Source organism: Microbulbifer maximicatervae (SeqCode), assembly GCF_052467825.1.
Genome location: NZ_CP174327.1, coordinates 1,638,158 through 1,652,831 on the forward strand (window position 1 = coordinate 1,638,158; position 14,674 = coordinate 1,652,831).

At 51.5% G+C, this 14,674-nt stretch carries 13 protein-coding genes; 12 read left to right on the top strand and 1 reads right to left on the bottom strand.

The features are described 5' to 3' along the window. Window positions 1-72: 72 nt before the first annotated feature. Window positions 73-2,088: a S9 family peptidase gene (locus ACJJII_RS07385; protein ID WP_444918782.1), complete on the bottom strand. Its 2,016-nt coding sequence runs from the start codon at window positions 2,086-2,088 to the stop codon at window positions 73-75. A gap of 126 nt (window positions 2,089-2,214) precedes the next feature. Here ACJJII_RS07385 and proC point away from each other — a divergent pair, with 126 nt between their 5' ends. The 12 genes from proC (at window position 2,215) to ubiD (ending at window position 14,613) form a co-directional block, all read left to right on the top strand. Then, a complete protein-coding gene (gene proC, locus ACJJII_RS07390; protein ID WP_444906645.1) occupies window positions 2,215-3,048 on the top strand; it encodes a pyrroline-5-carboxylate reductase in 834 nt (277 codons plus the stop codon). Between the two features lie 67 nt (window positions 3,049-3,115). Beyond that, window positions 3,116-3,724 (top strand): YggT family protein, encoded by a 609-nt coding sequence (locus ACJJII_RS07395; protein WP_444918783.1) that lies wholly within the window; start codon window positions 3,116-3,118, stop codon window positions 3,722-3,724. Window positions 3,725-3,956: 232 nt separating this feature from the next. Then, window positions 3,957-5,924, top strand: coding sequence for a dynamin family protein (locus tag ACJJII_RS07400; protein WP_444918784.1), 1,968 nt, complete (start codon window positions 3,957-3,959; stop codon window positions 5,922-5,924). A 119-nt stretch (window positions 5,925-6,043) separates the two neighbouring features. Further along, window positions 6,044-7,246: a homoserine O-succinyltransferase MetX gene (gene metX / locus ACJJII_RS07405; RefSeq protein ID WP_444918785.1), complete on the top strand. Its 1,203-nt coding sequence runs from the start codon at window positions 6,044-6,046 to the stop codon at window positions 7,244-7,246. Further along, a complete protein-coding gene (gene metW / locus ACJJII_RS07410) occupies window positions 7,246-7,836 on the top strand; it encodes a methionine biosynthesis protein MetW (protein WP_444918786.1) in 591 nt (196 codons plus the stop codon). Before metX ends, metW begins: the two co-directional genes overlap by 1 nt. Window positions 7,837-7,976: 140 nt before the next feature. Then, window positions 7,977-8,426: a DUF4426 domain-containing protein gene (locus tag ACJJII_RS07415; protein ID WP_413664060.1), complete on the top strand. Its 450-nt coding sequence runs from the start codon at window positions 7,977-7,979 to the stop codon at window positions 8,424-8,426. 92 nt (window positions 8,427-8,518) lie between these two features. After that, a complete protein-coding gene (gene rdgB, locus ACJJII_RS07420) occupies window positions 8,519-9,136 on the top strand; it encodes an RdgB/HAM1 family non-canonical purine NTP pyrophosphatase (RefSeq protein ID WP_444906642.1) in 618 nt (205 codons plus the stop codon). Then, a complete protein-coding gene (gene hemW, locus ACJJII_RS07425; RefSeq protein ID WP_444918787.1) occupies window positions 9,129-10,343 on the top strand; it encodes a radical SAM family heme chaperone HemW in 1,215 nt (404 codons plus the stop codon). The genes rdgB and hemW overlap by 8 nt, the downstream gene beginning before the upstream one ends. A gap of 147 nt (window positions 10,344-10,490) precedes the next feature. Beyond that, window positions 10,491-10,820 (top strand): thioredoxin TrxA, encoded by a 330-nt coding sequence (trxA, locus tag ACJJII_RS07430; RefSeq protein ID WP_282930316.1) that lies wholly within the window; start codon window positions 10,491-10,493, stop codon window positions 10,818-10,820. A gap of 365 nt (window positions 10,821-11,185) precedes the next feature. Continuing rightward, on the top strand, window positions 11,186-12,445 hold the full coding sequence (gene rho / locus ACJJII_RS07435) for a transcription termination factor Rho (protein ID WP_108731406.1): 1,260 nt from the start codon (window positions 11,186-11,188) through the stop codon (window positions 12,443-12,445). A 275-nt stretch (window positions 12,446-12,720) separates the two neighbouring features. Continuing rightward, window positions 12,721-12,990 (top strand): RNA-binding regulator, encoded by a 270-nt coding sequence (gene rbp, locus ACJJII_RS07440; RefSeq protein WP_020413665.1) that lies wholly within the window; start codon window positions 12,721-12,723, stop codon window positions 12,988-12,990. A 156-nt stretch (window positions 12,991-13,146) separates the two neighbouring features. Next, on the top strand, window positions 13,147-14,613 hold the full coding sequence (gene ubiD / locus ACJJII_RS07445; protein ID WP_444918788.1) for a 4-hydroxy-3-polyprenylbenzoate decarboxylase: 1,467 nt from the start codon (window positions 13,147-13,149) through the stop codon (window positions 14,611-14,613). Window positions 14,614-14,674 lie beyond the last annotated feature (61 nt).

A 14,674-nucleotide genomic window follows, 5' to 3' on the forward strand; every position in this document is an offset into this window, starting at 1 on the left:
GGCTCCTTACATAGTTAAGTTCTAAAAAGAAAACGGCCCTAAAGGCCGTTTTCTTTTTCTGGGAACAAATAATTATTGTTCATTCAAACTGAGCTGCTTTTTTTGATCTTCACTCAGTAGGTGTTCGGCAAAGAAGAGAGCTGTTGCCTGGGTAAAGGCATCACTGTTCTCTTTCTTGCGATAGCCGTGCCCTTCATTGAGTGCGTTCATATACCAGACTTGATTGCCATTCTCACGAAGTGCAGCCACGATTTGCTCAGCCTCGGTGACAGGTACCCGAGGGTCATTTTGTCCCTGCACTACAAACATTGGCACCTGGATCTTGTCCACATTGTTGTTGGGGCTGATTTTTTCCAGGAAAGCGCGCATCTGCGGATCCCGCTCATCACCGTATTCGACTCGACGAAGGTCGCGACGATAGCTCTTGGTATTGGTGAGGAAGGTGACAAAGTTAGAGATGCCTACGATATCCACTGCTGCTTTTAAACGATCGGAGTAGTAAACACTACTGGCCAGCACCATGTAACCACCGTAGCTGCCGCCAAACACAGCAACGCGTTCCGCATCCAGGTCAGGCTGGGTAGCAATCCAATCCAGAAGAGCGCCGATATCCCTAACTGAGTCCTCTCGCTTGTAGCCGTTATCCATGGCTAGGTAGCTCTTACCATAACCAGCGGACCCGCGTACATTTGGAGCAATTACAGCAACGCCAAGTTTTTCTAGCCACAGCTGGTATGTGCTGGAAAACATGGGGCGGTACTGCCCTTCAGGGCCACCGTGGATTGAAATAACCACAGGTACGGGGCCTTTGGCATTGCGCGGCTTATAGACGAATGCGGGAATTTCACGCGGCTTTCCATCCACCTCGTCGAAAGTGGGATAGTGCACCAGTTCGGGTTCGACAAAGCTTTCGCTGTCGAGACCACCGACTTCACTAAATGTCCATCGGGTAAGGTCACCACTGGATAGCGGGCGGCGGCCAAGGTCCATTACAAAGGAATCGGAGGGAGTTTTAGGCGTGTTTAGGGTTAGGGCCAGCTTATCACCTTCGGGGTTAAATTCTATTCCGCCGATAAGACCGATCGGCAGCGAGTCGACCTTGCGGTAGCGGTCATTGCGTGGATCGTATAGATAGAGGGTGGACATACCATTTTCGTTGGCGACAAAAGCGCCGCGGCGACCGTCTTTACTGAGGATAAAGCTGCTGATATCCCAGGGGATATCGGAGGTAATTATCTTTTCATCGCCACTCTCCAGGTCTTTGCGGATCAGTTGGGTAAATTCGCGCCCTTTGTCAGAGATGATATAAACCGAGTGATTGTCATAACTGAAACCCGCTGGGAAATTGCGGGAATCAGCCTCTTCATCGCTCGTACCGGCGAGTAGTGAGACTTCTCCGCTGTCGAGATCCAGCAAATGGACATTGGATCGAGTGGAGGAGATATATTGCATGACCAAAATTTGGCTGCCGGATTGTGAGAAATCACTGGGCCCCCACCAACTGCCATCCTCAGACTTAAGGATCAAGCGGTCTTCTTTTTTGTCACCGTCGAAAGTGGTTAGCCATATATCATTGGCCCTGCCATCTCGGCGGGTACTCTGGTAAGCGATAGCTGAGCCCTGCTTATTCCAGAGAATACTGCCATTGCGAGACTCACCATCGGTAATCATCTCGCTAGTGCCATTTTCTGTATCAAACAGGAAAATCTGGGCGTATTCATTGCCGCCGGCATCCATGGTGAATGCCAGTTGGCGGTGCTCTGGGCGGGTAGAGATGCCGCCTATCGGTTCTTCGAAAAAGGTTAGCTGTCGGCGAGCGCCACCTGCATTCTCTACCTTGTGTAATTGAGAAACTTCGCCGAAGCGGGTACTGACATAGATACCGTTACCTTCAAGGTCCCAGCCCCGGAAGCTAGCTGAGCGTACGTTCTGATAACGATTGAGCTCATTGATGATAGTTTGGGGAATGTTTGGCACATCTTCGAGTACCAATTGGCCGTTGTTTAGCGTACGAGTTTCTACTGCACCAGCGGCACTGGTCGCAGTGATCAGTGTCGCTATAAGCAGTGAACGCCATCCTTTTTGCATACTGCCCTCCGTTAGGAGCCACTTGGTATGGCTCTCTTGTTATTTGAATCTGGCGGCCACATATTAGCGGAATGCCCCGAACGGGGAAAAGCAACAAAATTTTTGTAACCGCCCAAGGTGATATGAGTGAGTACAGCGAACCCTAAGATGGTTTTTATTGGTGGCGCCGGCAATATGGCGGGGGCAGTGATCGGTGGTTTGGTGGCCTCCGGTTATCCGGCGGACCAGATTACTGCTACAGGCCGTGATCGGGACAAACTCAATGCTTTTGCCGAGAGCCATGGGGTAGCTATTAGTGACGATAATGTTGCCGCTATTGTCGATGCCGATGTAATTGTACTGTCGGTGAAACCGCAAGTTATGCGAGAACTTTGTGAGGGACTGAAACCCCATTTGGTGGATCGCTCGCCCTTGATTATCACTTTTGCTGCGGGAATTCCGCTCGCGGCTTACCACCGTTGGATGGGAATGCACCTCCCTATTGTCAGGGCTATGCCTAATACCCCGGCCCTGGTGCAAACCGGAGTTACCGGTCTCTATGCCGATAGCAAGGTTACGGGTGAACAGAAGGAACTTGCCGAGCGCATCGTCGATGCGGTAGGTATCTCCTACTGGGTTGAGGAAGAGCGCGGCATCGATCAGGTGATTGCGGTAGCGGGATCGGCACCGGCTTACTTTTTCCAGTTTATGGAGGCCATGATTGATGCGGCTTCCGCCGGTGGCCTTGCTCGTGCAGATGCGGAGCGCCTTGTGTTGCAAACTGCTCTGGGCGCCGCCAAACTGGCGGTCGCCAGCGATGTTGACGTCGCCCAGTTGAAGCGCAATGTGATGTCACCAGGTGGAACCACTGAGCGCGCTGTTCAACGGTTCGAGAAGGGTGGGTTGCCGCAGTTAGTGGCCGATGCCATGCGCGATTGCGAGGAGCGGGCGACGGAAATGGCAAAGGAATTGGATCGGTAACAGGTTCCGGTCCAATTGGGTAGGTGCAGCGGTGGCTGCTGAAAATCTTTTTGTTTAGGGTTTATCCATGGTCAATACCTTCAGCGATATCGGCGTTTATGTCGTGGGCATACTGGGCATTTTGTTCCTTTTCGCCGTGTTATTGCGTTTCCTATTGCAGTTGGGCCGTGCGGATTTTTACAACCCCATATCTCAGGGAGTTGTGAAGGTTACCAACCCTTTGCTGCTGCCGCTGCGCAAAGTGGTGCCAGGACTTTTTGGCGTCGATATGGCCTCAGTAGTGCTGGCGTTGATAGTCGGTTGGGCGATGATTATGGCTTGCGCCATGATTGCAGGTTACGGCCTGGTTAACCCCCTCAGTGCCCTGCTGTGGTCGTTGATCGGCTGTGTTTCCACTGTGATAGCGATGGTGTTTGTCGGCTTATTGGTCTCCATCGTTGCCAGCTGGATTGCGCCGAATAGCGGCCATCCAATTCTAATTTTACTGCACCAACTCCTGGAGCCATTTTGCGGACCTGTGCGACGCATGATTCCGCCGTTGGGGGTGATTGATATCAGCCCGATATTTGTCTTTATCCTGCTCACTGTGATTAACAGGCTGCTTATTGGTTTTGCCCAAATGGCCAACATGCCGGCTTTCGTGTACAGCCTGTTTTGGCATATCCCCGGCTTTTAACCGGACTCTGATCACCCCAAAATATCCCCTGCACCTTTCAAGCCCCGCCCTCTGGGGCTTGCGCAGTTGTTCGAAGGTTTCTTAAATTGTGACCGGCTGAACATTTCTTCACCTGTGCGCACTAGATCGTATTTGGCGCGGTGTTAGACTCTTATACTATCGACTGACGGCTCTTTCTCTTGTCTTAGTAGGGGCCGGTAGTTCCGGGTCTCAATAACAAGAACACCGTGAAATGGAAGACGCACTTTTACGCCAGCATATTTCTGACTACGACCGTTGGAAAAAGAATCTCGATCGCCAGTTTGCCCACTTCAGCCAATGGCTTGAACAGCACTTCTCTAATTCTGCTGGTGCCTGCCAGGTTGTACAGCAGGCCCGCGCCCTACTTGCAGATGATCAGTTCACCCTGGTTTTAGTTGGGGAGTTTTCACGGGGGAAAACTGAACTGCTCAATGCCCTGTTGTCGCAAACTTACGGACAGCGTCTACTGCCCTCAAGGCCGGGGCGCACCACTATGTGTCCCACGGAAATTTTCAGTGATGGCGGCGAGCGCGCCAGTTTGCGGCTGCTTCCGATTGAGACCCTGGCGACGAATACCAGCCTGGAGAGCTTCCGTCGAATTCCGCAAAAGTGGGTAACTCACGAGTTTGATGCCAATGATCCCGAGGCGACCCGAGAGACTTTATTGAAGGTTGCCTCGACCAAGTCAGTAATGCCGGAAGAGGCCGCTCGCTATGGCTTCGATCGGCGCCACTTGGATGGCAAAGGGAATCTAGTTGAGATCCCCGCCTGGCGTTTTGCTTTGATTTGTCTGCCGCACCCATTGCTGGATCAGGGGTTGCGTATTATTGATACCCCGGGACTGAACGCCCTCGGCAATGAGCCGGAGCTCACATTGAGTACACTGCCCGGGGCCCAGGCGGTTGCCTTTCTGCTGGCTGCCGATGCTGGGGTAAGTGGTACCGATATGAGCATGTGGGAAACTCACCTGGCGCCACTGCAAGAGCATCGCGGAACATCCGTGATGGCCCTGCTCAACAAGATGGATGTGCTTTGGGATGATCCGGAGGAGGATGCTGAGCTGCTGCTGCGACGCATGCGCAGCGAAGTGGCCGGTCTCTTGTCTCTGCCTCAGGAAAGTGTTGCCGGAGTCTCTGCAAAAATGGCTCTGTTGGGGCGCCAGCAGCGGGATGCGGATTTGGTGCGAAGCAGCCGCTTCGGTGAGTTTGAAAGGATGCTGGTTCAGCGCCTGCTGGAGCACCGGCATAAAATGGCCGAGCACCGCTCACTGCATCAAGCTCTCACCCTGATGGCTGATACCCGCGATCTACTCAAGCGTCGTTTGAATAGTGGCCGGGCAGCGTTGGCTCACCTGCAGCGCAATAGTGGCAACACCTCAGAGCAATTGGCAGAGTTGGAACAGTTGCAGACGACCGTGCGCGAGCAGCATAAGATTTGTCATCAGGAATTGCTGACGCTCAAATCCAGCCAGAGAATGCTTACACGACAAAGCACTTCTTTGTTGGCGCCGATATCCAGACAGCAGTTGCAGGCGCTGATTGACGATACACTGGCTACTCTCAATCGCCGTTGGACGCCCATGGGCATGGCCAGGGCTATCGATACTTTTATGGAAGGGGTAGACCATCAGATGTCTAACCTCGAGCGGGAAGTGGATCAGGCTAATCGCTTGCTCGACGCTGTCTTTGAGCGCTCCAGCTTAAAGAAAGTGGATGATGCCGAGCAGTATTTTACTATCCGCAAATTTCGCTTCGCGTTGCGTGGACTGCATCGCCAGGCCGCTCAGCTGAGGCGATCCCCGCAGCTGTTATTGGCGCGCCGCAGCCGTCTCAGCGAGCGCTTTATTACCACGCTTGCCAGTGAAGTGGGTCGGCTGTACGACGATATGGGTAACAAAGCGGAAAATTGGTTAGAGCAGGCTCTTGAGCCTCTTAAACAGCATGCGCAGTATCAGAAACAATTACTCAATCGCCATTTGATTAAGCTCACCGAGTTGAAACAGAAAACTCGCAGTCGTCGCACGGATCTTCGAACTCTCGAGGATGAGGTTCAGCGCAATGATAAGGCGCTGGTGGCGTTAGAGGATTTACTGCGGCACAACAGCTCTGCACCACAGCCGGTTGCGCCGGCGCCGCGCGCGCGCAATGTAACCCCCTTGAAGGCCTCCCATACCACCTGAATTGGGTGCTAATTGATATTGGTTCTGACTGGCATTTGTTATAAGTTGCAGTGATCTTATTCACTGACTGCTTCGGCAATTTGCCAGGCAGCACCTATCAACCTGACAGATACAGTGCTTTGTCAACGGAAAATCCTATCGCTTCTGCGGAAGCCCAAACCGCAACTACCGGTGACCCAGACTCCGTGGGCCTTGTTGAGCCTAAAAGCCATCACTTTAGTGAACCGCTGGAATTGGCCTGTGGTCGAGTACTGAAAAATTACACTCTGGTTTATGAGACTTACGGTGAACTCAATAGGGAAAAGACTAACGCAGTTCTGATCTGTCATGCTCTGTCTGGGCATCATCACGCTGCGGGGCGACACAGTATCGATGATAAGCGTCCGGGGTGGTGGGACCACTATATCGGTCCGGGTAAGCCGATAGATACTAATCATTTCTTTGTGGTGTCCGTTAATAATCTCGGCGGTTGCCACGGATCTACTGGCCCCGTATCCATCAACCCGGATACCGGCACTACCTGGGGGCCGGATTTTCCATCACTGCGTGTCCGCGACTGGGTCCACAGCCAAGCGCGTCTGGCGGATATGCTAGGCATTCGACAGTGGGCGGCGGTTGTTGGCGGCAGTCTCGGTGGAATGCAGGCGATGCGCTGGTCACTGGAATACCCTGAGCGCCTGCGTAATTGTGTGGTGATTGCCTCTGCCATGAAGTTATCTGCACAGAATATCGCGTTTAATGAGACCGCACGCCAGGCGATAACATCCGATCCAGACTTTTGCGATGGGCACTACCTCCAACAGGATAAGTTACCCCGTAGAGGCCTGGCCGTTGCGCGTATGATCGGGCACATCACTTATCTGTCTGACGATGGGTTGGGGCGCAAGTTTGGTCGAGAATTGCGCAGTGGCAGCTTTCAGCAGGGGTCGGATGAAGAGGTGGAGTTTCAGATACAAAGTTATCTGCGCTACCAGGGAGCCAGTTTTTCCACCACCTTCGATCCCAATACTTACATTCTGATGACTCGAGCGCTGGATTTCTTCGACTTAGCTCGGGAATACGGGGATGACCCGGTAGAGGCCTTCTCCCATGCCAAGTGCCGGTTTTTATTGGTGTCATTTACTTCTGATTGGCGCTTTGCGCCGGAGCGCTCGAGGGAAATCGCCGATGCCCTGATGCACGCGGATATTCCAGTCAGCTATGCCGAAGTAGAGTCAGCAATGGGACACGATGCCTTCCTGCTGCCCAATGGTCGTTATGAAGGTGTATTTCGTGCCTATATGCAGAGAGTTGCGGCAGAAATTGCTGAGGAGGTGTACTGATGCGGATAGATTTGGATGTGATCCAGGAATGGATCGCTCCCAACAGCCGGGTTCTCGACCTCGGCTGTGGCGATGGTGCACTGCTCGATCAGCTGGGGAGAAATAAAAATGTGAAAGGCTATGGCCTGGAGATTGATCCCGAGCAAATAGAGCGATGTGTGGCCCGTGGGGTCAATGTTGTCGAGCAAAATCTGAATACAGGGCTGGGAAACTTTGCTGATGGCAGCTTTGATGCTGTGGTGATGACCCAGGCACTGCAAACCTTGAGTCAGCCTCATTTAGTGGTAGAGGAAATGCTCCGGGTTGGGCGGGATTGCATTATTACGTTTCCCAATTTTGGGCAGTGGAAGGCCCGCTGGCACCTCGCATTCTCCGGGCGCATGCCAGTATCCGACTTATTGCCATACGAATGGTATGACACTCCCAATATTCACTTTTGTACTTTTACAGACTTTGAGGTGTTATGCCGAGAAAATGGCTGGGCGATTCTGCATCGGCAAGTGGTTTCTGAGTCCTCGGTTGGGCGGGCATTCAAAGACTTTTTACCAAATTTGTTTGGTGAGACAGCCATCTATCATCTAACTCGCTAAACTAAGATTTGCGCCAGCTCTTTTGTGGAGGACTTTGGCGCGATAAATAGATCGAGAGAGGCACTCCTGAGGGGGCCTGACTGGAATTGACCACCAAACCTACCGGGAGAGGTGGCGCCTATAACAACTGGAGGTGGAGCGTGAAACGCATCCTTACCCTGGCTGCTTCTGTGGCCTTGCTATTTTTATCTGTCGGCGCTGCCGCGCAAGAAGCGCGTACGATTAAGAACTACGCTGATTTTGGCGACTATCGAGTAGTCTATTCAGTGTTCAATAGCGATTTTATCCAGCCGGATATCGCCCGTCAGTACCAGTTGGCTCGAGCAAAAGATCGGGCGTATGTAAATGTCTCTGTCGTCAAGAAAGAGGGCGGAACCCATGGCCTCAGCGCTGAGATGTCTGGCACAGCTACCAACCTGATCCAGCAGTCAAGACCACTTAAGTTCAAAGAAATTCGGGAAGGAGATGCTGTTTACTATCTCGCACCCCTGCGCTTTGAGGATGAGGAGACCCTTACCTTTAACGTAGATATCAAGCTGCCCAATGGTAAAAGTGAGACGATCACTTTCCGTCGCAGATTGAACCGATAGACATCTGCCAAGGTTCCGCTGGCTGAGAGCTGGTCGAAACCCCTTCTTTAAGATTCACCGCGGGCCGAGGCCCGCTTTTTGTTTGAAGCAATATGGTAAATAAAATTGTTCTTGCCAGCGGTAATGCCGGCAAACTTCGCGAATTTTCACAGCTGTTCGCCTCATGGGATATACAGGTTCTTCCTCAGTCTGACTTTGGGGTAAGTGACGCTGATGAGACCGGATTGAGCTTTATTGAGAATGCTTTGATTAAGGCCCGCCACGCCAGCCGTATCAGTGGCCTGCCTGCATTAGCCGATGACTCCGGGCTGTCGGTAGATGCATTGAGTGGTGCGCCGGGAATTTACTCTGCACGCTACTCAGGTGCCGGGGCGACTGATGAAAAAAACAATGCGAAGTTATTGGAGGCCATGGTTGATGTTGAATCTAAGCATCGCACTGCCAGTTTCCACTGCGCACTGGCTTTTGTGCGGCAATGGGATGACCCGGTGCCTTTGGTATCTAGTGCAAAGTGGAGTGGGACAATTTTGCGGGAGCCGGCGGGAGAGCAGGGTTTTGGTTATGACCCGCTGTTCTTTGTTGAATCTGAGGGAATGACCTCCGCTGAACTGCCGAGAGACTTGAAGAATCGACTGAGCCACAGGGCCCAGGCTATGTCTCAATTTGAGCTTTTATGGCAGCAAAATATGCAGGGTGCCGACCTTGCCTGATCAGATTGCTGAATTACAGCTGCCACCGCTGAGCCTGTATATCCATATCCCCTGGTGTGTGCGCAAATGTCCCTACTGTGATTTCAACTCCCACCAGGCTGATAGAGACCGGGCTAATTCGGACTACGCCCTACCGGAATCCGAGTATGTGGCGCAGTTGCGCCTGGATCTGATCAGCCAGTTGCCCTGGGTGCAGGGGCGAAAATTGCAGTCCATCTTTTTTGGTGGCGGCACGCCGAGTCTGTTCTCCCCCCAAGCAATTGGGCAGATCCTGGAGGCTGCTGAGCAGGTGGTGGGTTTTGCTGAGGGGGTCGAGATAACCCTGGAGGCCAACCCCGGCACTTTTGAACAAGCCAAGTTCACTGGCTATCGATCTGCTGGAGTTAATCGTCTTTCTATTGGAGTGCAAAGCTTCGATTCCAATCAGCTACAACAGTTGGGACGTATTCACAGCGGAGAAGAGGCCGAAGGTGCCCTGGCAATGGCGCGTCGCGCGGGCTTTGACAATATTAACCTCGACCTGATGCACGGATTGCCCAATCAGACCGAGGTGGAAGCCCTTGGCGATTTGCGCCGTGCAATTTCCTTGGCTCCAGAGCATATTTCCTGGTACCAATTAACGATTGAGCCAAATACTGCATTCTACAGTGCGCCACCAGTCACCCCCGGCTCCCAGCTGATAGCCAGTATGCAGGGCAGCGGACGCGAACTACTGGCGTCCGAGGGCTATCGTCGTTACGAGGTGTCGGCTTATAGCAAACCCGAACTTGAATCCCGCCATAATATTAATTATTGGTCATTCGGAGATTATCTGGGGATTGGTGCCGGTGCTCATGGCAAGGTAACCCTAGCTGAAACTGGGCAAATTCTGCGCAGTCGTCGCACACGCACTCCGAGGGACTACTTATCTATCGCCAGGCAACATCCCGAGCTGCTGCATAGTGCCTTGTCTGAACCCCATACTGACAGGGTTGAGAATGAGGATTTGCCACTGGAGTTTCTTATGAATGCCCTTCGCCTGGCGGATGGTGTTCCCAGTGATACTTTTACCCGCTACACCGGGCTGCCGATGTCCGAGCTGCAAAAACAATGGCCTACCCTGATGGCAATGGAGCTTGTAGAGTGTCTCGATAAGCGGATTGCTGCCACGGCTTTTGGCTTTGACTATATCGATGAGATTTTGCAGCGCTTCCTGGAGCAGGCGTAAGTCTGTGGCAGGAAAGACTTGAAATCCCATTTTGCGCCCCAATTTTGAGGGCAATGGTGCATCGCAGCTGTATAACCACTGCTGTGACCGTGAGAAGATGCGTTGGCGGTGCCCACGCATCGAGTAACTAAAGAACAGGAATGCAATATGAGCGAGCACTCAATCGTCAACGTATCTGACGCTGAATTCGAAGCAGAAGTTCTCAAAGCTGAAGGCCCGGTGTTGGTAGATTTTTGGGCACAGTGGTGCGGTCCGTGCAAGATGATCGCTCCAGTGCTGGAAGACCTGGCAGGCCACTACGGCGATAAGTTGAAGATCGTAAAAGTAGACGTTGATGCGAATAAAGAGAGCCCGGCCAAATACAATGTCCGTGGTATCCCCACGCTGCTGCTGTTCAAAGGCGGCAATGTCGAAGGTACTAAAGTCGGCGCACTGTCCCGCGCGCAGCTGACTGAGTTTATCGACGGTCAGCTGTAAGACTGTCGTTTCCATCCTGCAAAGGGGGTAAATTTCTTTGCAGGATTGGAAACACCCGTTATACTGGCTGTAATTCTGAAATAGTTCAGCGGTCTTGAATTAAATGAGACGAGCTGACAAAACGCCCCTCCACAGGGTCCCTGACCATCCCCGGCGCGTATACTCCTCGAGTTGAACTTGTTCTGATAATGCTCCATAAATTGATTATGGAGAGCAAAAGTTTACTGAGTACTGTGGTCTTGGTAGGAAAAGGTACCTAGGTGTATCGGGTAAATAAACGAGCTAATCTCTAATATCAAACCCCTCCTCAAAATTTCAGGCGTGTCCGCGCCATATGACAACAGAAACATTAATAAGCAATTGGTATGAATCTCTCCGAATTAAAAACCAAACCCATTGAAGAGTTGATTGAAATAGCCAAAGGCATGGGCCTTGAAAACCTGGCCCGTTCGCGCAAGCAGGATATTATTTTCAATATCCTCAAGCGCCACGCCAAAAGCGGTGAAGATATTTATGGCGACGGCGTATTAGAAATCCTTCAAGATGGTTTTGGATTTTTGCGTTCTGCTGACTCCTCTTATCTTGCGGGACCGGATGATATATATGTATCTCCAAGTCAGATTCGCCGATTTAATTTACGTACGGGTGACTCAATTTCCGGAAAGATTCGCCCACCGAAGGAAGGTGAAAGATATTTTGCCTTATTAAAAGTTAACGAAATTAATTTTGACAAACCGGAAAACGCACGTAACAAAATTCTTTTCGAAAACCTCACTCCTCTTTTCCCCAACGATCGCCTCACCCTCGAGTGCGGAAACGGCTCCTCCGAAGACCTGATTGGTCGTATTATTGATCTTGTAGCTCCAATCGGGAAAGGCCAGCGCGGCTTGATTGTTGCGCCGCCGAAGGCCGGTAAAACGATTATGTTGCAAAATATGGCACAGGCCATTACGCGCAATAATCCAGAGTGCCATTTGATCGTACTGCTGATTGACGAGCGTCCTGAGGAAGTGACAGAAATGCAGCGCTCCGTGCGCGGTGAAGTTGTTGCCTCTACTTTTGATGAGCCGCCGGCACGTCACGTACAAGTTGCGGAAATGGTAATTGAAAAAGCCAAGCGCCTGGTTGAGCACAAGAAAGATGTGGTTATCTTGCTCGACTCTATCACCCGCCTGGCTCGCGCTTACAACACAACAGTTCCTAGCTCCGGTAAAGTATTAACCGGTGGTGTTGATGCTCACGCCTTAGAGCGCCCGAAGCGCTTCTTTGGGGCAGCGCGAAATATTGAAGAAGGCGGAAGTCTGTCTATTATTGCTACTGCACTTATCGATACCGGCTCGAAAATGGACGAAGTGATTTTCGAGGAATTTAAAGGTACCGGTAATATGGAATTGCAGCTGGATCGCAAAATTGCTGAAAAACGCGTATATCCGGCCATTAATGTGCGCAGATCCGGCACTCGCCGGGAAGAGCTGTTAATGCCTGAGGGCGAGCTGCAGCGAGTGTGGATTTTGCGTAAGCTGTTACACGATATGGAAGATGTTGCATCGACTGAATTCCTAGTGGATAAATTGAAAGATTTCAAGACAAATGACGAATTCTTCCTATCCATGAAACGGAAATAATTTTTGTATATAAAGTAGCGCCTAAAAAGGCGCTCTTTATTTATTAGGAGCAGAATAAGACGATTAATTGCGTCTATTACTGTTGAAAAGGCGAGCCATTAGGCATATAAAGTTCCACATTGTGGCGCTTGATATGGATTTTAGGCAACGCGCCTTACTGAATTGGCCCAGGGGTTTATTTCTCCGCAAAGGGCCAATCTCAAATGGTTAATCTGGTGGAGCTGGTTATCCATTTGTGACTGCACGACAGCCCACACACCTAGTGAGAACCTTTTGTGAATATCTATATTGGAAATCTGGCCTACGCGGTAACCTCTGACGACCTGCACGAAGCTTTTGGTGCATTCGGAGAGATCTCTCGGGCTACTGTTATCACCGACCGTGAGACTGGCCGCTCTAAAGGCTTCGGTTTCGTAGAAATGCCTAACGACGATGAAGCGCGCAAAGCTATCGAAGAGATGAACGACCAACCGCTGTCTGGCCGTAACATCCGCGTTAACGAAGCTAAGCCTCGCGAAGATCGTCCGCGTCGCCCCCGCTTCTAAGCTGTAAAAAGCTTATTATTTCTGCGGCTCGCAGCTTAGGCTTGCGAGCCGCGACTCCCTCCCGCCTCTCTCTTCATTCCAATTGGTGTGTTGTTACCCATCCTGCGCCTTCTGTTTTACACTGCGCTCTGGTTTATAGTCACGCCTTGTTAGCCCATGAAATATAAAGATCTACGCGACTTTATTAAGTTGCTGGAAAAGCGCGGCCTACTAAAACGAATCAAGCACCCTGTTGACCCCATTTTGGAAATGACAGAAATTTCCGATCGCGTATTGCGAGCTGAGGGGCCTGCATTGTTGTTTGAGAACCCGGTAGGCTTTGAGACCCCAGTTCTTGCCAATCTTTTCGGAACACCAGAGCGAGTCGCCCTGGGGATGGGAAGAGAGAGTGTTGCCGAACTGCGTGAAGTGGGAGAACTGCTGGCTTTTCTCAAGGAGCCGCAGCCACCGGAAAATCTCCGCGATGCCTGGGAGAAGTTGCCGGTCTTTAAGCAGGTCCTGAATATGGGGCCAAAAGTCGTAAAGGGTGCAGCTTGCCAACAGGTAGTCCTTGAGAGGGATCAGGTTGATCTGCATCAGCTGCCAATCCAAACCTGCTGGCCGGGAGATGCCGCTCCGCTGGTCACTTGGCCCTTGGTAATTACCCGAGGGCCTGAGAAGAAACGGCAAAATCTGGGCATATACCGGATGCAATTAATCGGAAAGAACCGCCTGATTATGCGTTGGCTCAGTCATCGCGGGGGGGCGCTGGATTATCGGGACTGGTGCAAGAAGCATCCCGGTGAACCCTATCCGGTAGCTGTTGCCCTGGGTGCCGATCCCGCCACAATTCTGGGGGCCGTTACCCCAGTGCCGGATACTTTGTCTGAGTATGCCTTTGCCGGCCTGCTGCGGGGGGATAAGACAGAAGTGACCGATGCCTTACTCAGTGATCTTCAGGTGCCTGCCAGTGCCGAATATGTTCTGGAAGGCTTTATCTATCCCGATGATATGGCTGATGAGGGGCCCTATGGAGACCACACCGGTTACTACAACGAAGTGGACAGCTTCCCTGTATTTACGGTAGAGAAGATTACGCACCGTAAAAACCCCATTTACCACAGCACCTATACCGGGCGTCCACCGGATGAACCTGCGATTTTAGGAGAGGCTTTAAACGAGGTTTTTGTGCCAATCCTACAAAAGCAATTTCCTGAAATTGTCGACTTCTATTTGCCGCCGGAGGGATGCTCTTACCGTCTCGCCGTGGTCACCATGAAGAAGCAGTATGCGGGTCATGCCAAGCGGGTAATGATGGGTGTTTGGTCCTTCCTGCGTCAGTTTATGTACACCAAATTTGTTATTGTCGCTGACGAAGACGTCAATGCCAGGGATTGGAAAGATGTAATCTGGGCGATGACCACACGTATGGACCCGGCGCGGGATACGGTGATGGTAGAAAATACTCCGATTGATTATTTAGATTTTGCTTCACCGGTCTCCGGTTTAGGCTCAAAAATAGGTTTTGATGCGACTAATAAATGGGAAGGTGAAACTAGTCGTGAGTGGGGTGTACCTATTGAGCGCGACCCGAATGTGGTTAAAAAGATTGATGAAATATGGTCTAAATTGGGCCTCGAATAAGCACGGCGACATATTCTCAGTACTCCCGTCCGAATAAGCGCCTCTGGTGGCGCTCAGTAGA

Bases quoted from the DNA above. Each gene is read 5' to 3' on its own strand.
- ACJJII_RS07400 (WP_444918784.1), top strand. From the start codon at position 3,957: ATGGAAGACGCACTTTTACGCCAGCATATTTCTGACTACGACCGTTGG.
- ubiD (WP_444918788.1), top strand. From the start codon at position 13,147: ATGAAATATAAAGATCTACGCGACTTTATTAAGTTGCTGGAAAAGCGC.
- ACJJII_RS07385 (WP_444918782.1), bottom strand. From the start codon at position 2,088: ATGCAAAAAGGATGGCGTTCACTGCTTATAGCGACACTGATCACTGCG.
- metW (WP_444918786.1), top strand. From the start codon at position 7,246: ATGCGGATAGATTTGGATGTGATCCAGGAATGGATCGCTCCCAACAGC.
- ACJJII_RS07395 (WP_444918783.1), top strand. From the start codon at position 3,116: ATGGTCAATACCTTCAGCGATATCGGCGTTTATGTCGTGGGCATACTG.
- rho (WP_108731406.1), top strand. From the start codon at position 11,186: ATGAATCTCTCCGAATTAAAAACCAAACCCATTGAAGAGTTGATTGAA.
- trxA (WP_282930316.1), top strand. From the start codon at position 10,491: ATGAGCGAGCACTCAATCGTCAACGTATCTGACGCTGAATTCGAAGCA.
- rdgB (WP_444906642.1), top strand. From the start codon at position 8,519: ATGGTAAATAAAATTGTTCTTGCCAGCGGTAATGCCGGCAAACTTCGC.